Annotated in this window: 21 protein-coding genes; 11 read left to right on the forward strand and 10 right to left on the reverse strand. The window is 70.7% G+C overall.

Annotation, left to right across the window (positions count from 1 at the left end):
* Window positions 1–48: 48 nt before the first annotated feature.
* On the reverse strand, window positions 49–624 hold the full coding sequence (locus HMPREF0063_RS15835) for a TetR/AcrR family transcriptional regulator (RefSeq protein ID WP_007078737.1): 576 nt from the start codon (window positions 622–624) through the stop codon (window positions 49–51).
* Between the two features lie 46 nt (window positions 625–670).
* Here HMPREF0063_RS15835 and HMPREF0063_RS10955 point away from each other — a divergent pair, with 46 nt between their 5' ends.
* The 6 genes from HMPREF0063_RS10955 to HMPREF0063_RS16260 all read left to right on the forward strand — a co-directional run bounded on the left by HMPREF0063_RS10955 (window position 671) and on the right by HMPREF0063_RS16260 (window position 5,731).
* Window positions 671–2,206 carry an NHL repeat-containing protein gene (locus tag HMPREF0063_RS10955; protein WP_007078738.1) on the forward strand — a complete coding sequence of 512 codons (1,536 nt, stop codon included), beginning with the start codon at window positions 671–673 and terminating at the stop codon, window positions 2,204–2,206.
* Window positions 2,203–2,988, forward strand: a complete 786-nt coding sequence (locus HMPREF0063_RS10960) for an SDR family oxidoreductase (RefSeq protein WP_007078739.1) — start codon at window positions 2,203–2,205, stop codon at window positions 2,986–2,988. Before HMPREF0063_RS10955 ends, HMPREF0063_RS10960 begins: the two co-directional genes overlap by 4 nt.
* Before the next feature lie 43 nt (window positions 2,989–3,031).
* The gene (locus HMPREF0063_RS10965; RefSeq protein ID WP_007078740.1) at window positions 3,032–3,322 is read left to right on the forward strand and encodes a hypothetical protein; all 291 of its coding nucleotides are present in this window, start codon (window positions 3,032–3,034) and stop codon (window positions 3,320–3,322) included.
* A gap of 303 nt (window positions 3,323–3,625) precedes the next feature.
* Window positions 3,626–3,985 carry a Cd(II)/Pb(II)-sensing metalloregulatory transcriptional regulator CmtR gene (gene cmtR, locus HMPREF0063_RS10970; RefSeq protein WP_040320242.1) on the forward strand — a complete coding sequence of 120 codons (360 nt, stop codon included), beginning with the start codon at window positions 3,626–3,628 and terminating at the stop codon, window positions 3,983–3,985.
* Complete coding sequence (locus tag HMPREF0063_RS10975) at window positions 3,982–4,575, forward strand: cadmium resistance transporter (protein WP_040320243.1); 594 nt, start codon at window positions 3,982–3,984, stop codon at window positions 4,573–4,575. Before cmtR ends, HMPREF0063_RS10975 begins: the two co-directional genes overlap by 4 nt.
* A 403-nt stretch (window positions 4,576–4,978) precedes the next feature.
* Window positions 4,979–5,731: a rolling circle replication-associated protein gene (locus HMPREF0063_RS16260; protein WP_083788908.1), complete on the forward strand. Its 753-nt coding sequence runs from the start codon at window positions 4,979–4,981 to the stop codon at window positions 5,729–5,731.
* Between the two features lie 397 nt (window positions 5,732–6,128).
* Here HMPREF0063_RS16260 and HMPREF0063_RS10985 read toward each other — a convergent pair whose 3' ends face one another.
* From HMPREF0063_RS10985 to HMPREF0063_RS11020, 7 genes are all read right to left on the reverse strand, one after another.
* Window positions 6,129–7,529, reverse strand: coding sequence for a recombinase family protein (locus HMPREF0063_RS10985; protein ID WP_050760944.1), 1,401 nt, complete (start codon window positions 7,527–7,529; stop codon window positions 6,129–6,131).
* A 61-nt stretch (window positions 7,530–7,590) separates the two neighbouring features.
* Window positions 7,591–8,814, reverse strand: coding sequence for an HNH endonuclease signature motif containing protein (locus HMPREF0063_RS10990; RefSeq protein WP_007078746.1), 1,224 nt, complete (start codon window positions 8,812–8,814; stop codon window positions 7,591–7,593).
* 516 nt (window positions 8,815–9,330) lie between these two features.
* A complete protein-coding gene (locus HMPREF0063_RS11000) occupies window positions 9,331–9,765 on the reverse strand; it encodes an SRPBCC family protein (protein ID WP_007078749.1) in 435 nt (144 codons plus the stop codon).
* Between the two features lies 1 nt (window position 9,766).
* Complete coding sequence (locus tag HMPREF0063_RS11005) at window positions 9,767–10,936, reverse strand: acetyl-CoA C-acetyltransferase (RefSeq protein WP_007078750.1); 1,170 nt, start codon at window positions 10,934–10,936, stop codon at window positions 9,767–9,769.
* 109 nt (window positions 10,937–11,045) lie between these two features.
* Complete coding sequence (locus HMPREF0063_RS11010) at window positions 11,046–11,630, reverse strand: TetR/AcrR family transcriptional regulator (protein WP_245527706.1); 585 nt, start codon at window positions 11,628–11,630, stop codon at window positions 11,046–11,048.
* Between the two features lie 16 nt (window positions 11,631–11,646).
* Window positions 11,647–12,465 carry an SDR family oxidoreductase gene (locus HMPREF0063_RS11015; protein WP_007078752.1) on the reverse strand — a complete coding sequence of 273 codons (819 nt, stop codon included), beginning with the start codon at window positions 12,463–12,465 and terminating at the stop codon, window positions 11,647–11,649.
* Complete coding sequence (locus tag HMPREF0063_RS11020; RefSeq protein WP_007078753.1) at window positions 12,462–13,655, reverse strand: acyl-CoA dehydrogenase family protein; 1,194 nt, start codon at window positions 13,653–13,655, stop codon at window positions 12,462–12,464. The genes HMPREF0063_RS11015 and HMPREF0063_RS11020 overlap by 4 nt, the downstream gene beginning before the upstream one ends.
* Window positions 13,656–13,735: 80 nt before the next feature.
* Between HMPREF0063_RS11020 and HMPREF0063_RS11025 the strand changes: the two genes are divergently transcribed.
* The 5 genes from HMPREF0063_RS11025 (at window position 13,736) to HMPREF0063_RS11045 (ending at window position 19,426) form a co-directional block, all read left to right on the forward strand.
* Complete coding sequence (locus tag HMPREF0063_RS11025; RefSeq protein ID WP_156794101.1) at window positions 13,736–15,268, forward strand: AMP-binding protein; 1,533 nt, start codon at window positions 13,736–13,738, stop codon at window positions 15,266–15,268.
* A complete protein-coding gene (locus HMPREF0063_RS11030) occupies window positions 15,265–16,152 on the forward strand; it encodes an enoyl-CoA hydratase (protein WP_007078755.1) in 888 nt (295 codons plus the stop codon). Before HMPREF0063_RS11025 ends, HMPREF0063_RS11030 begins: the two co-directional genes overlap by 4 nt.
* On the forward strand, window positions 16,149–17,294 hold the full coding sequence (locus HMPREF0063_RS11035) for an acyl-CoA dehydrogenase family protein (RefSeq protein ID WP_007078756.1): 1,146 nt from the start codon (window positions 16,149–16,151) through the stop codon (window positions 17,292–17,294). Before HMPREF0063_RS11030 ends, HMPREF0063_RS11035 begins: the two co-directional genes overlap by 4 nt.
* Window positions 17,291–18,208 carry an acyl-CoA dehydrogenase family protein gene (locus tag HMPREF0063_RS11040; RefSeq protein ID WP_007078757.1) on the forward strand — a complete coding sequence of 306 codons (918 nt, stop codon included), beginning with the start codon at window positions 17,291–17,293 and terminating at the stop codon, window positions 18,206–18,208. The genes HMPREF0063_RS11035 and HMPREF0063_RS11040 overlap by 4 nt, the downstream gene beginning before the upstream one ends.
* A 150-nt stretch (window positions 18,209–18,358) precedes the next feature.
* A complete protein-coding gene (locus tag HMPREF0063_RS11045; RefSeq protein ID WP_007078759.1) occupies window positions 18,359–19,426 on the forward strand; it encodes an acyl-CoA dehydrogenase family protein in 1,068 nt (355 codons plus the stop codon).
* 6 nt (window positions 19,427–19,432) lie between these two features.
* Here the strand turns inward: HMPREF0063_RS11045 and HMPREF0063_RS11050 are convergent, their stop codons facing one another.
* Both HMPREF0063_RS11050 and HMPREF0063_RS11055 read right to left on the reverse strand, forming a co-directional pair.
* Window positions 19,433–20,104: a PaaI family thioesterase gene (locus HMPREF0063_RS11050; RefSeq protein WP_007078760.1), complete on the reverse strand. Its 672-nt coding sequence runs from the start codon at window positions 20,102–20,104 to the stop codon at window positions 19,433–19,435.
* The gene (locus HMPREF0063_RS11055; protein WP_007078761.1) at window positions 20,101–20,955 is read right to left on the reverse strand and encodes an LLM class F420-dependent oxidoreductase; all 855 of its coding nucleotides are present in this window, start codon (window positions 20,953–20,955) and stop codon (window positions 20,101–20,103) included. The genes HMPREF0063_RS11050 and HMPREF0063_RS11055 overlap by 4 nt, the downstream gene beginning before the upstream one ends.
* Between the last annotated feature and the right edge of the window lie 3 nt (window positions 20,956–20,958).

The raw sequence follows: 20,958 nt of genomic DNA on the forward strand, positions 1-20,958 counted from the left end.
TTTACAGTCTCAGCCCGGATCCGCAAGGACCCGGTCGGGGCGGACCCCTTACGACGGAGGGGTGAGCAGGGCCGCCATCTGCTCCGCGACCGCGCGGCGCACGTCGGCCGGGTCGGCACCGGTCGACTCGGCCATGAAGGGACCGAAGATCAACCACCCGAGGGCGGTGATGCCCGCCACCGAGGTGGACGTGGCGCGGTCGGCGTCGCCGCCGGCCCACAGGTCGGAGAAGAGTGCCGTCGTGGAGGCCGTGCCCGGCAGTGCCGCCTCGGGGCTGTCGAGCACCGCCTGCACCAGGGTACGCCAGTAGGACGGCCGCGCGGCGAGCAGGTCGAGCAGGTCGGCCACGACCGACGGGGTGGCCTCACCGTCGGTCGGCAGGCCCGACCCAAGGATCGCGTCGACCACGACCCGCGCGTCGGCCGCGAGCATCTGCTCCATCACGTCGGCCTTGGTGCCGAAGTGCCGGTGCACCAACGCGTGGTTGACGCCGGCCCGCTCGGCGATGTCGCGCACGGAGAAGCGGTCGGGCCCGCGCTCGGCCACCAGCTCGCTCGCGGCGGTGAGCACCGCGGACCGCACCTGGTCACGCCCCCGGGGCCGGCCCGCCGATGAACTCGTCATGCGCACAGTCTAGCCAGCAACGTAACCATCCGGTTACAGTCGGTCGATGCGCCGTGTCACGAGCCTGCTCGCCGGAACCGTCCTGCTGACCGCGATGACCTTCGCGGGGTCACAGAGCTCCGCCACCACGTCCGGGTCGGTGACGCTGCCACCGATCCCCGCGATCTCGGGGCTGCCGATCCCGTCGCTGCCGACCGACCTGTTCGCGCCGCGGTTCGTGGGGTCAGCGGCGACGGCACAGCCGATCGAGCACCCGCCGATCCCCCAGAGCCCCTGGCTGTCGCCCGACGGCACCAACACGATGCACAACGACGCGTACGCGTCCGACGCCTACCGGGTGAGCGGGCCGCTGGGCCGGAACCTGCGCGTGACGTCGGCGTCGTACGGCATCCGCGAGTGCGCCACCATCGCGTTCGACTCCCGCGGACGCATCGTCGGTCTCTGCGGCGGCCTCGAGGGCTTCGCCATGATGGTGATCGACCCGGTGACACTGCGACCGGTCTCGGAGCTGCGCACCTCGGCGCGCAACCTGGCGACGAGCGCCAACCCCTTCACCGACATCTGCGGCGGGACGTACTTCTTCCTCGACGCCGACGACGTGGCCTACCCGACCACGGGCGAGAAGACGGTCCAGAAGATCCGGGTGCAGGCCGACGGAAGCCTGGTCAAGGAGCAGGAGTGGTCGCTGGCCGAGCACCTGGCGGCCGACGACTGCCTGATCGCGACCATGCCCGACTGGGACGGCCGCCTGTGGTTCTTCTCCCAGGCCGGCCGCGTCGGCACCCTCGACCGCGCCACGGGCACGGTGCAGGTGATGCAGCTGCCCGAGGGCGAGGAGGTCACCAACTCGGTGTCCACCGACGAGACCGGCGGCATGTACGTCGTCTCGACGCACGCGCTGTACCGGCTGGACGCGACGGCCGAGGGCCTGCCGGAGGTCACCTGGCGCGAGGTCTACGACCGCGGATCGATCCAGAAGCCGGGCAACCTGTCGCAGGGCTCGGGCACGACCCCGACCCTGCTCGGTGACCGGTGGGTCGCCATCAACGACAACGCCGACCCGCAGACCAACATCCTGGTGTACGACCGCCGGGCCGGGGTGAGCGACCGCCTGCACTGCACCCAGCCGGTGCTCACCAGCGGCGCCAGCACGACCGAGAACAGCCTCGTGGCGGCGGGCAACTCGTTCATCATCGAGAACAACTACGGCTACGGCGGTCCGACGACGACGATCCTCGGCAAGACGTCGACGCCCGGTCTGGCCCGCGTGATGGTCGAGGACGACGGGTGCCGGGTCGCCTGGACCAACAGCTCGATCGCGCCGAGCTCGGTGCCGAAGGCCTCGCTGGGCAACGGACTCCTCTACGCGTACACCAAGCCGAAGCTGCCCTCGATGCTCGGCAACGCCGTGGACGCCTGGTACTTCACGGCGATCGACATCCGCACCGGCAAGACCGTCTGGAGCCGGCTGATGGGCACCGGAATCCAGTGGAACAACCACTACGCGGCGATCTACCTGGGCCCCGACGGCACGGCGTACATCGCGACCCTGGCCGGTCTGATCCGGATCCAGGACTCGTGAGGACGTACGTCGTCAGCGGGGCCGCGAGCGGGATCGGCGCCGCGACCGCAGCCCTGCTGCGCGAGCAGGGCGGACGGGTGATCACGGTCGACCTGCGCGACGCCGACGTGGTGGCCGACCTGTCGACCGCCGAGGGCCGGGCGGTCGCGGTGGCGGGCGTGCAGCAGCTCACCGACGTCGTGCACGGCGTGGTGCCGTGCGCCGGGATCGCCGGCTCGACCGGGGTCGACGCGGCGCTCGTCGTGTCGGTCAACTTCTTCGGCGCGGTCGAGCTGGTGCGCGGGTTGCAGCCGCAGCTGGCAGCGGCCGGGTCGTCCGCGGTCGTCCTGCTCGCCTCGAACTCGATCACCGGCATGCCGGGGTGGCGCGCCTCGGTGGCCGACCTGTGCCTGACCGGCGACGAGGCCGCTGCCCGGGCCGACGCGGCACAGGTCGAGTCGGTCATGGTCTACCCGGCGACGAAGGCCGCGCTCGCGTGGTGGGCCCGACGCGAGGGCATCACGGAGCAGTGGATCGGGTGCGGGATCCGGCTCAACGCCGTGGCCCCGGGCATGATCGCCTCGCCGATGACCGACCGCCTCCTCGCCGATCCCGAGATCGGGCCGCTCGTGGAGGCCTACCCCACGGCGCTCGGCCGTCTGGGCCGCGCCGACGAGGTCGCGCAGCTGATCGCGTTCATGCTGTCGGACGCGAACAGCCTGATGGTGGGCTCGGTCGTCTACGCCGACGGCGGCACCGACGCGATGTTCCATCCGCAGTCACCCGAGGGCTGGGACGTGTAGGGAGCCCCGGCGCCGACAGGGGGCTGGGTGCGATCATCGGCTGATGGCACCGGTGTCGACCAGACTGAGCGCACGGATCCGTGCGGACTTCTCACCGTCCGACGCCGAACGGGTGCTGGACGATCTCGCCGACATCCCGGAGTCGCTCCCGCTCGGCGAGAGCCAGAACACCGAGCGGCTGCAGGCGTGCGCGGTGCTGCCGGCAGCCGGGGACTACGACGACTTCAGGCAAAGCATCGCCTTGCTGCGCATCGACTGGCGCGACGGACTGATGGGGACCGGGCTCGAGCACGGCCACTGGCCGCGCGAACTGGATCGGCTTCTGGGGACCTAGGCGAGCAAAGCCACAAACTCTCAATGTACCTGTACTTTTCTCGGCCAAGCCGTCCATCTTCCGTTCTTCGCCGTCCGGTCCGCGGCGTGTTCCGGTGGGCCTGACGCACGGCAGAACGCGGGGTTCCTGGTGTCACTCATGGCTAGGGCGCAAGGGGGTACACCAGCGACGGTCGATCAAGCCAACGGGCATCTGACCCCACTCTCACCCCTTGGGCACGTGGATTCCCCGGAAGTTTCGGCGACCCCACGCTGCCACCCGCCGCGGTAGATAATGTTCAGTGGATGGTGTATTGTTCAGCCGGTGCTGACCATTGCGGAACGTCTTGACGTGATGAATAGATTGGGCCGAGCGATGGCCGACCCCACGCGCTCGCGCCTACTCATGGCCTTGCTGGAGGGCCCCGCCTACCCCGGTGACCTCGCCCGCGACCTGGACCTGACCCGGCCCAACGTGTCGAACCACCTCGCGTGTCTGCGTGACTGCGGGATCGTCGTAGCCGAACCCGAAGGCCGACACACGCGCTACGCCGTCGCCGACCCGCACCTCGCCGGGTCTCTCATTGCGCTCATCGACGTCACCCTCGCGGTTGACGACAGCGCGCCCTGCATCGACAAAGAGTGCGTCCTGCCCGGATGTGGCTCCCAGGGAGCTAGTGCCTGATGCTCACCTCCTCCGCGCAGGCCATCGGCCTGTTCATTGCCACCAACATCGACGACATCATCGTGCTGTCGCTCTTCTTCGCCAGAGGAGCGGGACGGCCTGGAACCACGTTGCGCATCCTGGCCGGACAGTACGTGGGGTTCGCTGGCATCCTCGCCGCGGCAGTGCTTGTGTCGCTCGGTGCTGGGGCCTTCTTGCCCGAGACTGCAATCCCCTACTTCGGCCTCATCCCGCTCATCCTCGGCCTCTGGGCTGCATGGCAGGCATTGCGCGATGATGACGACGACGACGCGAAGGTCGCCAATAAGTCCGTCGCCGTGTGGACCGTCGCCGCCGTCACCTTCGCCAACGGCGGCGACAACATCGGCGTCTACGTCCCCGTCTTCTTGAACGTGGGGCCCGCCGCGACGGCCGCCTACTGCGTCGTCTTTCTCGTCCTCGTCTCCGTCTTGGTGCTCGCGGCCAGGTTCGTCGCCACCCGACCCGGGATCGGAGAAGTCCTCGAACGCTGGGAGCACATCCTGTTCCCAGCCGTACTTATCGGCCTAGGCCTGGTCATCCTCTACAGCGGCGGAGCCTTCGGACTCTGACGCTTCGCCTGACCAGAGGTCAAACACGGCAGGGTGTATCGCTAGACCGGCGGACGCTTCTGTGCGCTACAAGGCGCGTAGTCCAGACCGCGGGTCGAACAGGCGGCCCGTAGGGCCGCCCTTGACTTGATACTGCAACATAACTCGTTCCGAATTCTGCTCTTCCGTTTTGAATGACATAGATGTATTTTCGTTGGTGGAAGCCGGAAGCGGTTGTCGATCCAGCCGCGCACACCTAAAGAAGGTCGTCTCCTCAGACCTAGCGCAAGTCCCAATGAGCGGGGCAGAGGACCATCCGGACACATATTGATCGCGGGGCGGCGCGCCGCCATTGGCGAAGTGAGGGCCTGGACTGAGCCCTTGCAGATCGGGTCCTATCCCGACGCGCCCAAGCAGGTTCCCCGTGAGTTCTTCCTTTCTGTCGACCCCCGACGCCGGTTGGCGTCTCACCCTCTACCCCGAAGCCGGCGAGGCTGGCTGGTCCTTCCAGTCGTCATTGCGTGCCCCACGTCGGTACGTGCCGCCCGGCTTCGCCAGAGATCCTGCGCGCTCACATGCTGAGGCCGCTCGCCGCGCTCGTTCTAAGATCCGCCGTTACGCGGCTGCGAATCGGCTCGATCGGTTCGGCACGCTCACCTATCGGGGAGCGGGTTGTCATGATCCGGCTCAGGCGCGTGCTGATGTGGCTGAGTTCTTCCGGGGGCTGAGGGGCGCGCTCGAGGACAAGCCGCTGCCCTACGTGTGGGTTCCAGAGTGGCACGAGTCCGGCCATGGACTGCACCTGCACTTCGCCGTGAATACGTTCGTGCGTCACCGGCTGATCGAGGACGTGTGGGGCCGCGGGTTCGTGTCGATCAAGCGGATCACCGGTCAACGACACGGCGCACCAAAGGTCGAAGGCGCACGGATCGCAGCTCGGTACCTGTCGAAGTACGTCGCGAAGACCTTCGACTCAGAAGACCTGGGCGGCCGGCACCGGTACGAGGTCGCCCAGGGGTTCCAACCTCGTGCGGTTCGATTCACCGCCACCAGCGATGACGAGGCACTCGAGCGATCTATCGACCTCATGGGCGGTGCGCTTCCGGCACGGTTCTGGTCGTCGGCCGAGACGGAGGACTGGCAGGGACCTCCTGCCAGGTGGGTCCAATGGACCTGAACCGCCGTGATCCTGATGAGGAGTTCGATACGTGGCTCCGTGCCTCGTGCGAGTCCCAGGGCGTCCCGGTGGCTGTCACCGATCCCGAAGCCTTGAAGCGGCTTGCCGTGTTGCTGAAGCGTGCCGGGTGAGGCTGGTGGCGGGGGTGGTGGGATCTCGGGGTCGCAGAGGCTCCGCGCGCCGCGGGGTTTGCGGCGGGTGGAGGGGCGACCACCGCCACCGCCGCCAGACTCACCCACACAACGGCACGATCCTGTCGGGCCACGATCGACTGGGTAGTGGTGACGGGCCGCCGGGCGGGGCCGGGCCGGGCGCCGCACCCCAGCGGAGCGGGAGCGCCGCCCGACCCGGACACGACCTCGGACCGCCGCCGCTCCCAGCGGTGGCGGTCACCCGGTCAGACGATCCAATGCGGTTCGATACGAGACAGGTCGACCTGACGACCTCGTGCCTTCGCGGGGTGGATCACGACCCGGCTGAGGATCGCGCCGATCACGGCCGCCTGGCGCTGCAAGGTCATGTCGGGTGCCTCCCACGCGTCTTGCAGACTCCCCGGCCTTCCAGTGAAGTCAGCGAGTCCCGTTCCCGTGCTGAACCGTGCCAACCGGCGCCGAACTGACTCGACTCGGGGTTCAAGCCCGTCGCGCGCCTTCGTCCACTCGCGGCTCGTGAGTTTCCGGGTGGTCCACATCTCCACGAGCTCGTCCTGCTGGGCCTGCAACGTCGCCAACTCATCAGCCAGAGTCGCGTGCTCACTGTCGGGCACCAACGTCTGCTGGATCGCGGCCCTGGTCTCCGGGGCGTCGAGGCGTGTCAGGACCGCCCGGACAATGAACGCTTCCAACGGTTCGGCATTGATGAAGATCTTCGCGCAACCGCCGAAATCCGGACCCTTCCTGCACCCATACCTGCGCCGACCGCCGTCCGGCGAGGAGTACATCTTGGTCCCGCACAGACCGCAGAACACCCGCCCGGAGAGAAGGTAGCGCCGCGGCGATCTGCGGTTGGTCGCCGCGGACTCCGCCAACCGTGCGGCGATCTGCTCGTGCTCCGCCCTGGTGATGATCGCCGGCCACGCCGCATCACCCACGACCTCGCCCCGATGCTCGCGCAGCCCGGCGATCCGGGGAGACTTCAACAGGTTCCGCAAAGTCGGAGTGCGCCACTCGTTCATCCCGGTAGCGGTCCTCACCCCGTCGGCTTGAAGCCACCCGGCGATCGACACCAACGACTCACCTGCCAGGAACCTCCGGGCCGCTTCACGAATGACCGCTGCCTCGGACTCAACAACCGTCATCCGGTCCAACTCGTACCCGTAGGCGCGCTCACCCGAAACGTGGGGCAGGCCGGCTGCCGCACGCTCATCGTTCTTGCGCCTGATCCGGCGTGCCGCAGTATCTGACTGGTGCGCGGAGAACAGCGCCAACATTCGAAGCATCGCCAATCCATCGCCGTCACCCAGGTTGGTGTCACCGACGACGGTCGCAATCCGTCGCGTATCGGCCACCGTGCACGCGTGGACAAGGCGTTCAAGATCGATAGGACGCCGCATGAGCCGATCCGGGTGGTACGCCAAGAGCGCGTCGAACTCTCCGGCTTCAATAGCCGACACCATCGCCTCGAACTGAGGGCGGGGCTTCGCGGAGTACGCCGACACATCGCGATCGACAAACTCACCCGCCACGGTCCAGCCTCGCGAACTCGCGAGAGCCAGACAGTCCTGCCGCTGGCGATCGATACTTGTGCCGTCGCCCGCACGGTCTTGGGAGATGCGGAGGTACACCGCGGTCCGAATCATGTAGGTACATTAACAATTTCTCGGTAAGCCCGCCTGTGTGTACCTGCTGGGTCGACCGCCCCTATTGGCGGAGGTGGCCGAGGAGGGGTGGTGGGTCTGATCGGTATTCGTGGCCGGTGGGGGTGCGCCAGATCGTGGCTCTGCCGTCGGAGCGGACGGACCAGCCGGGTTGGTGCTTGATGGTGTGGGACCGCTTGCAGAGTCCTTGGGCGTTGGCTTCGGTGGTCGGGCCACCGGCCTGGTAGTCGATCACGTGGTCCAGGTCGCGGATCTTGCACTCACACCCAGGCTGCCGGCAGTGCCGGTCGCGGGCCTTGATGTGCCCGGCGAGGGGGCCGTCGAAGTGCCGCCGGCGGGGGTCGCGGCCGACCAGGGTGCCGTCGACCGGGTCGGTCAACAGGCGGCGGACGGACCGCTTGTGGGCGCGGGCGATGATCTCGTCCGCGACATCCGGTGAGATCGGCCCGTACCCGGCGAGCTCGGCGGTCGTGCCGTCACCCAGCAGGGTCTTGGCGTCCAGCACCAACCCGATCTCCACATCCATCGTGTCGGCATGCCTGACACCGGTGACCCGCTCGACCAATGTTGCGCACATGATCTGACCACGGGTGCGGGTGTCGCCGGTGGCGCGCAGGCCGGTGGCCCAGGAGTCGAGGGCCTCGTGGACCGCGACCAGCTGCTCGGCCGGACCCCGCACCACCAGCACCGCGACCCCGTCAGCATCGGGGAACAACGACACCCGCTGATCCGCCCGCGCCCGCTCGGCCCGCTGTTTCGCGGCCTCGGCATCGATCCGGATCACCAACCGGCGGGTGGCCTTGCGAGCCCTGCCCGGGGTCAACCCCGGCAACACCTTCACCAGCTCCGCATCGATCAGCACCCGGTCATCGGGCCCCAACCTCTTGGTCTCCTGCACCACCGCCCGCGCCACCGACTCCGGGATCACCCCGCGACCGAACAGGTCGAACACCCCCGGCAGCGACTCCAGGCCCAGCGCGAACGTGAACTGGTTGCCCGCCGCTCCCGGACTGATCGCCCGGACCAACGACACCTCACCCACCGCGGACACCGACGCGTCACCACGACCGATCCCCATCGCCAGGCTCCGCGCCTCATACAGGCCCAGGATCTGCCGCACCTGCTCAGCCTGCGCCGCACGGATCAGCCGGTCCAACGCCCCGATCGCATCCACCCGAGACGCACCACCCTCATGCAACGGCGCCGACGCATGGTCGTGGGCGCGCACCGCCGCCAACACCCCCGTGGCATCAACGTCCTCGAACATGATCCCAACCTAGCCGCCACCACTGACACTGCCTTTTCCCTCAAATGGCAGGGAGGAACCCCTGCTCGTGGGGGTCCCTTCGCTTCACGACTCGCGTCTGTTCGCCTCGCTGCGCTCACGCTCCTCGCAGAGCTCGTCGCTGGCGAACACCCCCTTGGTCGCCAGGGAGCGCAGCGACCGTGAGGGCGAAGCCCGAGGCGAACCCACCCCTCACCTGGGGGTCCCTTCGCTTCGCTCACGCTCCTCGCAGAGCTCGTCGCTAGGGACCACAAACTCGCGTCTGTTCGCCTCGCTTCGCTCACGCTCCTCGCAGAGCTCGTCGCTAGGGACCACAAACTCGCGTCTGTTCGCCTCGCTGCGCTCACGCTCCTCGCAGAGTTCGTCGCTGGCGAACACCCACCCCGCGTTCGCCAGGGAGCGCAGCGACCGTGAGGGCGGAGCCCGAGGCGACGCTCACGCACGGTTCGCCTCGCTGCGCTCACGCCCTCGTTCCTCGGGCTGGCGAACGCCACCTGGTCAGCGGGACTCGACGTACTTCGCGAAGTCCTTGCTGCCGGTGGTCAGGGCGCCCTTGAGGATCTTCTTCACCACGAACCCCGGCAGCGGCACCTTGACGCCGATCTCGAGGTCGAACCGCACGTGCGTGCCGGTGGCGGTCGGCGTCAGCGTGTAGGTGGCGTTCTGCTCCGACTGCACCGCGCTCTTGACCAGCGTCCACGAGACGGAGTCGAGCCCGTCCCACGTGTACTCGGTGACCTCGGTGTCGGTGAGCCCGGCCGCCGCGACCTCGGCGACGACCCGGTGCGGCCGGCCGTCGTCGTGACGCGACTCGACCACGGCCGACTTGTGGGAGCCGGACCGCTGGGGCAGGTCCTCGATCGCCGCGACCGCGTCCATCACCTGCTCGGGGGTCGCCGCGACGTCGAACTCGGTGCTGCCGGAGACCGCCATGTCAGAGCCTTTCGATGATGGTGACGTTGGCCTGGCCGCCGCCCTCGCACATGGTCTGCAGACCGTAGCGGCCGCCGGTGCGCTCCAGCTCGTTCAGGAGCGTCGTCATGATCCGGGTGCCGGTGGCGCCGATCGGATGCCCCAGGGCGATGCCACCACCGTTGACGTTGACCTTGTCGTGGGGCACGTCGAGCTCGGCCATCCACGCCAGCACGACCGACGCGAACGCCTCGTTGCACTCGAACAGGTCGATGTCGGCCACCGTCATCCCGGCCTTGTCGAGGGCGTGCCGGGTGGCGTTGATCGGTCCGGTCAACATCCAGATCGGGTCGTCGGCCCGCACCGAGAGGTGGTGCACCCGGGCCCGCGGGGTGAGTCCGTGGTCGCGCACCGCCTGCTCGGACGCGACGAGCACGGCGCTGGCCGCGTCACTGATCTGCGAGGCGACCGCCGCGGTGATGCGGCCGTCCGGCGCCAGCGGCTGCAGGCCGGCCATCTTCTCCAGCGAGGTCTCGCGCGGGCACTCGTCGGTCGTGAAGGCCTGCCCGTCGGCGAGGGCGACCGGGGCGATCTCGGCGTCGAACCGCCCCTCGGCGATCGCCGTGCGGGCGCGCTCGTGGGAGGCCAGGGCGAACTCCTCCATCCGCTCGCGCGAGATGGCCCACTTCTCGGCGATCATCTCGGCCGACCGGAACTGGCTGACCTCCTGGGCGCCGTACCGCGCCTGCCAGCCGGGCGACTCCGCGAACGGGGTCGTGAACCCGTACTGGTCGGCCACGAGCATCGCGGCCGAGATCGGGATGGCGCTCATGTTCTGCAGGCCACCGGCCACGACCAGGTCCTGGGTGCCGGACATGACGCCCTGCGCTGCGAAGTGCACCGCCTGCTGGGACGAACCGCACTGGCGGTCGATCGTCACGCCGGGCACGTGGTCGGGCAGCCCCGCCACCAGCCAGGCGGTGCGGGCGACGTCGCCGGCCTGGGAGCCGATGGTGTCGCAGCACCCCATGATGACGTCGTCGACGGCGCCCGGGTCGACGCCCGTGCGGTCCATCAGGGCGCTCAGCACGTGACCGCCGAGATCGGCGGAGTGCATCGAGGCGAGCGAGCCGCCGCGGCGACCGACCGGGGTGCGGACGGCGTCGACGATGTAGGCAGTGGATGCGGTCATGGCTGTGTCCTCGGGAGGGGTGGGAGACGGTAAGACTTCGTGGGTGCGTGGTGTCCCCTCGCTCCGCTCACGGTCGGCCGCGGGCGGCCTCCCTGGGGACCGAAGGCGGTCATGTGGTGATCCCGTCGAGGAGGATGGACACGTACTGGTCGGCCACGTCGTGGTGGCTGCGCTTGCCGCCGGGGCGGTACCAACGCACCGCGACCCACACGGTGTCGCGGATGAAGCGGTGCACCAGTTCCACGTCGAGGTCGGGCCGCAGCGCCCCGGAGGCGATTCCCTCGCCCAGCAGCGTCAACCACACCTCACGGGACTGCTGGTTGCGCTCGGCGAGGTAGGAGAACCGCTCGAAGGTGCCGAGGTGGTCCGCCTCGTTCTGGAAGATCGCGACCTCGTTGCGGTGCTGGTGGATCGCCTCGAACGACACCCGCACGGCGGCCTCCAGCTTGGCGCGCGGGTCGGCGTCGCCGGCGAGGATCTCGGCGTACCGGCCGAACAGCTCCTCCTGGAAGGTCGAGAGGATCTCGTCGACCATCGACTCCTTGGAGTCGAAGTGGTGGTACAGCGAACCGCTCAGGATGCCGGCCGCGTCGGCGATGTCGCGCACCGTGGTGTTCTTGAACCCCTGGGTCGCGAACAGCTCGGCCGCGATCTGCAGCAGCTCGTCACGGCGGCTGGAGCTGGGGGGACGCACGCTCGACTGGGTCATCTCAGGCCCGCTGACTCGACACCGAGACGACCTCGCCGGTGAGGTACGAGGAGTAGCCGGATGCCAGGAACACCATCACGTTGGCCACCTCCCACGGCTCGGCCGCGCGCCCGAAGGCCTCGCGCTGCTTGAGCTCGTCGAGCAGCTCGTCGCTGGTGACCTTGGCCAGGAACGGGTGCATCGCCAACGACGGTGCCACGGCGTTGACCCGGATGCCGTGCGGGGCCACGTCGAGCGCGGCGCACCGGGTCAGCGCCATCACGCCGGCCTTGGCCGCCGCGTAGTGCGCCTGGCCCTCCTGCGCGCGCCAGCCGATGACCGAGGCGTTGTTGACGATCACGCCGCGGGTACCGGCCTCCCGCATGCGGTTGCCGGCGGCCCGCACGCAGCGGAAGGTGCCGGTGAGGGTGATGTCGAGGACCCGCGACCACTCGTCGTCGGTCATCTCCAGCACGTCGGCCGTGCCGCCGAGACCGGCGTTGTTGATCATGACGTCGACCCCGCCGCCTTCGTCCGCGACGTCCAGCAGCGCCTGCACCTGGGCCTCGTCGGTCACGTCGACCACGAGCGACCGGACCCGCTCGGCGCCGAACTCCGCGGCCAGCGTCTCGTGGGCCTCGGCGAGGCGACGCTCGTGGGTGTCGCTGATGACCAGCAGACGCGCACCCTCCTCGAGCGCCCGGCGGGCCACGGCCGCGCCGATGCCGGCGCCCGCGGCGGCGGTCACCACCACGACTCTCCCGGCCAGCAGGTCGTGCCCCGGCACGTAGTCGGGGGTGGGCTGCTCGGGTCGACGCAGCGTGGGGTCCGGACCGGTCATCCGCGGGCCTCCTTGGGAAGACCGAGCACGCGCTCGGCGAGGATGGTGCGCTGGATCTCGTCGCTGCCGCCGTAGAGCGTGTCGGCACGGGAGAACAGGAAGAGTCGCTGCCAGCGGTCAAGATCGTAGGTGGCGCCGGAGGTGGTGAGGGAGCCCGCTCCGAGCACCTCCATCGCCAGCTCGCCCAGTCGCCGGTGCCAGCCGGCCCACACGAGCTTGGCCACGTTGTCGGCGCCGGGCGTCGCGGCGGTCAGGGAGCGGACGGCGTTGACCCGCATCATCTCGAACTCGGCGCTGTGCCGGGCGAGCCGGTCGCGCAGCACCGGGTCGTCGAGGGCGCCGTTGTCGCGCGCCAGGGCCAGCAGGTCCTGCAGCTCCCGCTCGAAGCCGACCTGCTGACCCAGCACGGACACGCCGCGCTCGAACCCCAGCAGCGCCATCGCGACGCGCCACCCGTCGCCGGGGGCGCCGACGATCATCGACGCCGCGGTGCGCGCGCCGGTGAGGAAGACCTCGTTGAACTCCGAGCCGCCGGTGATCTGCTCGATCGGGCGGATCTCGACGCCGTCCTGGTCGAGCGGGAGCAGCAGGAAGGACAGACCGTGGTGGCGTGACGAGCCCGGCTCGCTGCGAGCGAGCACGAACATCCAGTCCGACTCGTGCGCCAGCGACGTCCACACCTTCTGGCCGTCCAGCACCCACTCGCCGTCGCCCTCGTCGAGCACCGCCCGGGTGCTGACCGCCGCGAGGTCGGAGCCGGCGCCGGGCTCGGAGTAGCCCTGGCACCACAGCTCGTCGACCGCCCTGATGCCGGGCAGGAACCGCTGCTGCTGCTCGGGGGTGCCGAACTCGATCAGCGTGGGCCCGAGCAGCTGCTCACCGAGGTGGTTGACCGTCTGCGGGGCGTCGGCCCGCGCGTACTCCTCGTGGAAGATGACCTGCTGGGCCGGTCCGAGGCCGCGGCCGCCGTGCTCGACCGGCCATCCGAGGCAGGTCCAGCCGTGCTCGGCGAGCAGCCGGTTCCACGCGCGACGGGCGTCGACGGCCTCGTGCTCGCGGCCCGGCCCGCCGAGGCCCTTGAGCGCCGCCCACTCGCCGGTGAGGTGCTCGGCGAGCCAGTCACGGATCTCGGTGCGGAACGCGGCGTCGGCGGTGGTGTCGGCAGGGCCGACGTGAGCTGCTGCGGTCATGCCCGGCTCCTTCCGACTCGACGACTCCCCGGCTAAGGTAGCCTACCAAGCACTTGTTTGGTTATGCGGAGGATGTGGACGTGATCGACACCGTTCCGGGTCTCGTACGCCGGGCCGCCGAGGTCCACGGCAGCGCGCCGGCGTACGTCATGGACGGCCGCACCCTGACCTTCACCGAGCTGCACGACCAGGTCCGCCGCACCGCTGCCGCGTTCGGCCGGCTCGGGCTGCGGCCCGGCGGCCGGCTGGTGCTCTGGGCGCCCAACAGCATCGAGTGGGCCGTCGCCGGACTCGCCGCCACCTACGCCGGCGGCACCCTGGTGCCCACCAACTCGCGCTACACCGCGCACGAGGTCGCCGACATCGTCGGCCGCACCGAGGCCCAGCTGGTCGTGGTCGCCGACGGCTTCCTGGGGCGCACCCAGATCGACGACCTGCGACCGCTGGTGGGCGGGACCACCGTGGTCGACCTCGCCGACCTGGCCGATCTCGCGGCCGCCAGCTCGGCCGCCGAGCTCGCCGCCGCCGACGTCACCGCCGACGCCGTGACCCCCGACGACGTGGCCGACATCCTCTTCTCCTCCGGCACCACGGGCCGACCCAAGGGCGTGCTGACCGCCCACCGCCAGACCGTCGCCGCAGCAGCGAGCTGGAGCGCGATCGGCGAGGTCACCGCCGACGACCGCTACCTGGTCATCAGCCCGTTCTTCCACTCCTACGGGTACAAGGTCGGCATCTGCGTCGGGCTGCTGCGCGGGTGCTCGCTGCACCCGATGGCCACCTTCGACCCCGAGGCGGCCCTCGCGCTGATCGAGTCCGAACGCATCACGATGGTGCCGGGCGCCCCCGCGATCTTCCTCGGCCTGCTGGAGTCCCCCGCCTTCGCCTCGACCGACACGTCGTCACTGCGGTTCGCCAACACCGGCGCCGCCAACGTGCCGGTGTCGCTGGTCGAACGTCTGCAGACCGAGCTGGGCTTCGACCTGGTCATCACCGCGTTCGGCATGACCGAGTGCGTCGTCGCCACGATGTGCCGCCGCGGCGACAGCGACGAGACCGTGGCCACGACGTGCGGCCGTGCCATCGACGGCATGGAGGTGGCGATCGCCCACCCCGAGACCGGCGAGCACCTCCCGGCCGGCCACGAGGGCGAGCTGCTGCTGCGTGGCCAGCAGGTGATGCTGGGCTACCTCGACGACCCGGCCGCGACCGCCGAGGCCGTCGACGCCGACGGCTGGCTGCACACCGGCGACGTGGGGGTCCTCGACGAGCGCGGACACCTGCGCATCACCGACCGGCTCAAGGACATGTACATCTGCGGCGGGTTCAACGTGTACCCGGCCGAGGTCGAGCAGGCGCTCACCCGCATCGACGGTGTCGTCGACGTGGCCGTCGTCGGGATGCCCGACCCGCGCCTGGGCGAGGTCGGCCGGGCGTTCGTGGTCCGCCGCGACGACTCCGGCCCGGACGAGGCGGCCGTCGTCGAGGCGGCCCGCGAGCGACTGGCGAACTTCAAGGTCCCGCGCGAGGTCGTCTTCGTCGACGCGCTCCCGCGGAACCTCTCCGGCAAGGTCCTGAAGAACGAGCTGCGTGACGAAGGGAAGAACAGATGACCGAGGCCACACCGCCCACGGAGGACGTCGTCACCTACGAGGTCACGGACCACGTCGCCCGCATCACCCTGAACCGTCCCGAGTACCGCAACGCCCAGAACTCGAAGATGACGTACGCGATCGACGCCGCCCTGCAGCGGGCCACCGACGACGACGACGTCAAGGTGATCGTGCTGGCCGGCAACGGCAAGCACTTCTGCGCCGGGCACGACATCGGCACCCCCGGCCGCGACGTCGACCAGACCTTCGACCGCCAGGCCGTCATCTGGTGGGACCACACCGACAAGGCCGGTGGCGACCAGCGGTTCGCGCGCGAGTCCGAGGTCTACCTCGGCATGTGCCGCCGGTGGCGCGAGGTGCCCAAGCCGATGATCGCGATGGTGCACGGCGCCTGCATCGCCGGCGGCCTCATGCTGGCGTGGTCGTGCGACTTCATCATCGCCTCCGACGACGCGTTCTTCTCCGACCCGGTCGTGCGCATGGGCATCCCCGGCGTCGAGTACTTCGCCCACCCGTGGGTCATGAACCCGCGGGCCGCGAAGGAGTTCCTGTTCTCCGGCGACCGGTTCAGCGCCGATCGGGCGCTCGCCCTCGGCATGGTCAACCAGGTCGTGCCGCGCGACGAGCTGGAGAGCACCGTACTGGGCCTGGCCGGACGGATCGCGCAGATGCCGCGCTTCGGCCTGGCCCTGACCAAGAAGGCCGTCAACCAGGCCGAGGACCTGCAGGGCCTCCGGGCCGGCATGGACTCGGTGTTCGGCCTGCACCACTTCGCGCACGCCCACAACGCCGAGGTCGGCGGCGACTCGCTCGGCGGCCTGGACGCCAAGGGCATGGCCGCGGGCAACAAGGCCCAGGACCCCGCCGCGAAGGACAACGGGTGAACCTCGACCTCTCGCCCGACGAGCTCGCCTTCCGCGACGAGGCGCGGGCCTGGCTGACCGCCAACGTCCCCGCCGAGCGACTGCCCTCGATGGACACCGCCGAGGGGTTCGCCGCCCACCAGCAGTGGGAGCGCCGGCTCGCCGACGCCCGCTGGTCGGTGGTGTCGTGGCCCGAGGAGTTCGGGGGTCGGGGCGCCTCGCTCGTGGAGTGGGTGATCTTCGAGGAGGAGTACTACCGCGCCGGCGCACCCGGACGGGTCTCGCAGAACGGGATCTTCCTGCTGGCCCCGATCATCTTCGACCACGGCACGGTCGACCAGCAGCAGCGGTGGCTGCCGTCGATGGCGACCGGCGAGACCATCTGGGCGCAGGCGTGGTCCGAGCCCGAGGCCGGGTCGGACCTCGCGTCGCTGCGTTCCACCGCCCGCAAGGTCGACGGCGGGTGGGTCCTGGACGGGCAGAAGACGTGGTCGTCGCGGGCGTCCTACGCCCATCGGGGATTCGGCCTGTTCCGGTCCGACCCGGAGGCCCAGCGGCACCGCGGCCTGACCTACGTGTGCTTCGACCTGGACGCCCCCGGCGTGACGGTGCGACCCATCGCCCAGCTCGACGGCGAGGCCGGCTTCGCCGAGATCTTCCTCGACGAGGTGTTCGTGCCCGACGCCGACGTGCTGGGGGCGCCCGGTGCCGGGTGGCAGGTGGCGATGAGCACCGCCGGCAACGAGCGCGGGCTGTCGCTGCGCTCCCCCGGACGCTTCTGCGCGGCAGCGGACCGGCTGCTGGACCTGCACGCCGAGCGGCCGGATCCCGCGGCCGCGGCCTCGGTCGTCGACGCCTGGGTGCGCGCCGAGGCCTACCGGCTGTACACGTGGGGCACGGTCACGCAGCTCGCCGGAGGCGGCGACATCGGTGCGGCCGGGTCGGTCAACAAGATCTGGTGGAGCGAGCTGGACACCGCGCTGCACGAGACCGCCTTGGACCTGCTGGGCCCCGAGGCCGAGGCGGAGTCGCCGTGGACCGACGGCTACCTGTTCTCGCTGTCCGGTCCGATCTACGCCGGCACCAACGAGATCCAGCGCAACATCGTCGCCGAGCGGATCCTGGGTCTGCCGCGGGAGCCGCGCAGGGAGGACGGGCGATGAGGTTCACCCCCACGACCGAGCAGACGGGGTTCGCCCGGTCGCTCGACGACCTCCTGACCCGGTCCGACACCGTCGCCGCCAACCGGGCGTGGGCGCGGGGCGAGCACGGGCCCGGGCTCGGCCTGTGGAAGCGGCTGGCCGATCTGGGCGTCACCTCCCTGGCCACCGAGGCCACGCCCGTCGAGGTGCGCATCGCCTTCGAGGCCCTCGGTCGGCACGCCGTGCCGGGGCCGTGGGTCGAGTCGGCCGCCTACCTGCCGGTGGCGCTCCCCGACGTCGACCTGACCGACACGATCGCGACCGTGGCCGTGCTGCCGCACGTCCCGTACGCCCTCGACGCCGACGTCGCCGACACCGTGTACGTGGTGACAGGCGGAGCGCTGTCCACGGCCACGGCCGGGGCGCCGGTCACGTCGGTGGACCCGTCGCGGCGGCTCGTCGAGGTCGTCGCCGGTGACCCGGTCGACCACGGCGACCTCGACCGGGCGTTCGACCTGGCGGCGTTCGCCACGGCCGCCCAGCTGCTCGGCGCCGGCGAGCGGGTGCTGGCCGACTCCGTCGCCTACGTCTCGCAGCGCACCCAGTTCGGGCGCACGATCGGCTCCTACCAGGCGATCAAGCACCAGCTGGCCGACGTGCGCGTGGCGCTCGACTTCGCCCGGCCGCTGCTGGACGGGGCGGGGGTCGAGCTGACCCCCCGCTCGGTGTCGGCGGCCGCGATCCAGTGCGCCGACGCCGCCCGGCTCGCCGCCCGGGTGGGCCTGCAGGTGCACGGGGCCATCGGGTACACCCAGGAGTACGACCTCAGCCGGTGGCTGCTACGCATCCGCGCGCTGCAGTCGGCGTGGGGCACCCCCGCCTGGCACCGCGAACGCCTCCTCGCCGACCTCCTCGCCGAGCGGGCTGCCCGGTGAGCCCGGGCACGATCGCGGTCCCCAAGGACGAGCTCTGCGAGGACTGTGAGCGAAGCGAGGGGACCCACCCGGGCCTGCCCGCTCGGGGGTTCGCCTCGGACTTCGTCCTCACAGTCGCTGCGCTCCTTGGCGAACAGAACCGGGTCGCTCATGACTGACCCGGTCCCCACCCCCGAGCACCTCGAGCTGGCCCGGTCGGTCCGGCAGCTGCTGGAGCGCCGCTCCGACAGTCGGGCCGTGCGGAGCGCGATGGCCGGGCCCGTCGGGTTCGACACCGCCCTGTGGTCGACGTTGTGCGACCAGCTCGGCGTGGCCGCCCTGGCCGTGCCGGAGGAATGTGGGGGCGCCGGCTTCACCGCCGCGGAGACCCACGTCGTCCTCGAGGAGCTCGGCCGGGCGCTCACCCCGTCGCCCCTCCTGGCCTCGGTCGTCACGAGCGCCGTCCTGGTCGCGGCGGGCGGGGCCGACGACCTGCTGGAGCGCATCGCCGCCGGCGCAGTTGCCACCTTGGCCTGGTCCGGGACCACCGACACCGTGGCAGCGACCGTGGGCGTGCGGCACGCCGATGGACGGCTCAGCGGCTCGGTGGCGCCGGTGCTGAACGGCGACGCGGCCGAGATCCTGCTGGTTGCCGCCCACCACGACGACGGCGTGGGCCTGTTCGAGGTCGACCCGGCCGCACCGGGTGTGCACCTGGAGCGGGTGTCAGGGATGGACCCCACCTCGGGCTTCGCCACCCTGGACCTCGAAGGCGCTCCCGCGCGTCTGGTCGCCGCCGACGCCACGGCCGCGCTGGCGGCGGCCCACCGCGCCGGCACCCTGGCGACCACGGCGCTCGCGAGCGGGTGCGCCCGCCGCGGCCTCGACATGACCGTGGGGTACACGCAGCAGCGCGAGCAGTTCGGCCGCCCGCTGGCGTCGTTCCAGGCCCTCAAGCACCGGATGGCCGACCTGCTGGTCCTGGTGCAGGTGACGCAGGCCGGCGCGTGGGCCGCGGTCCAGGCCGTCGTGCACGACACCCCGGACGCCGACCGCCTGGTCGCGTCGGCCGCGTCGTACGCCAAGGACGCCGTGACGGCGGTGGCCGCCGAGACCGTCCAGCTGCACGGCGGAATCGCCATCACCTGGGAGCACGACGCCCACCTGGTGTTCAAGCGGGCCCAGGCGCTGAACCAGCTGTTCGGCCTGCCCCACCACCACCGCGCCGCCCTGGTCTGACCGGCCTCAGTCCAACGACCCGGCGACCGAGTCGGGTCGGACCCAGCTCGGCCGGATGAACAGTCCGGTCGCCTCCACGGCGGGTCGGTCGTCGCCGGCGGCGTCGCTGAGGTGGGCGGTGACGGTGACCTTGCGCTCGTCCTCACGGGTGATCCGCGCGCGCATGTGCACCGTGCCGAGGGGCAGCGGCCGGAGGTAGCGCAGGGTGAGGGTGCCGGTGACGATCAGCCGGGTGTGCTCCGCGCTGGCCGTCTCCCCCATCAGGTGGTCCAGCACCAGGGCCGACACACCGCCGTGCACGCAGCCCGGCGGACCCTCGTAGGCCACGCCCAGCTCGACCTCGGAGAACACCGACCCGTCGTCGTCCCACGTCAGGACCACCGGCGGTGCGATCGCGTTGCGCACCCCCACGACCGCGTTGCCCCAGTTCCACGATCGACCCTCGGCGTTGAAGTGGATGCCGGCCGGGTCCGGCGGGGCGTCCTCGGCGAGGATCGTCGTGGCCCGACGGACGAGCTCACGGGCCTGCTCGACCCGGCCGGCGTCCACCCCGGTGCGGATCGCGACGTCGACGAGCCGGCGGATGTCGCCGGTCAGCGCCCCGTAGAGGCGCTCGGCGGCCTCGACCTCCGCGGTGGTGAGGTCGAGCTGCGAGAACGACTCGGCCGAGAGCCTCACGCGGGCGCGCTCAGGCCGAGTCGGGAGGCGAGCTTGTCGAGGTAGGCCATCACCTCGTCCTCCCCGAGGTCGGGCACGCCCCAGATCAGCTCGGTGGCGCGGGCCGCCCCCCAGTCGGCGAAGTCCTCGGCGGTCGGCTTCTTGGCCACCAGGATCCGCACGTCGGGTTCACCGTCACGACCGGCCGCCGCCCACTCGGTGCGCAGCAGCTCGGCCTTGGCGGCGATGTCGGTCTCGATGGGGGTCGTCATCCAGCCGTCGGCGTGCTGGGCGATCCACTTCATGGTCTTGGGCCCGCCGCCGGCGCCGATGATCACGGGGATCTGCCCCTGCGGCGGCTTCGGGTACGCCCAGCTGGGGCCGAAGGAGACGAACTCGCCGGAGTACGACGCCTCCTCCTGGGTCCACAGGGCGCGCATCGCCTCGAGGTACTCCTTCAGGACGGTCCGGCGCTTGCCGGCCGGCACGCCGTGGTCGGCCAGCTCGTCGGTGTTCCACCCGAACCCGGCGCCGATCGTGACCCGACCGCCGGACAGGTGGTCGAGGGTCGCCAGCGTCTTGGCGAGCGTGAGCGGGTCGGACTCGACGGGCAGGCAGACCGCGGTCGACAGGCCGATCCGGGTGGTCACGGCGGCGCACGTGGCCAGCGAGGTCCACGGGTCGAGCGTCCGCAGGTAGCGGTCGTCGGGCAGCTGCTCACCGCCCGTCGGGTGGAGTGCCTCCCGCTTCACCGGGATGTGGGTGTGCTCGGGCACGTAGATCGTGTCGAAGCCGCGGGCCTCCGCGGCCCGGGCGAGGTCGGCCGGCGTGATGCCGCGGTCTGAGGTGAAGAGCACGATGCCGTTGCGCATGGG

This window comes from Aeromicrobium marinum DSM 15272 (genome assembly GCF_000160775.2).
Classification (GTDB): Bacteria; Actinomycetota; Actinomycetes; order Propionibacteriales; family Nocardioidaceae; genus Aeromicrobium; species Aeromicrobium marinum.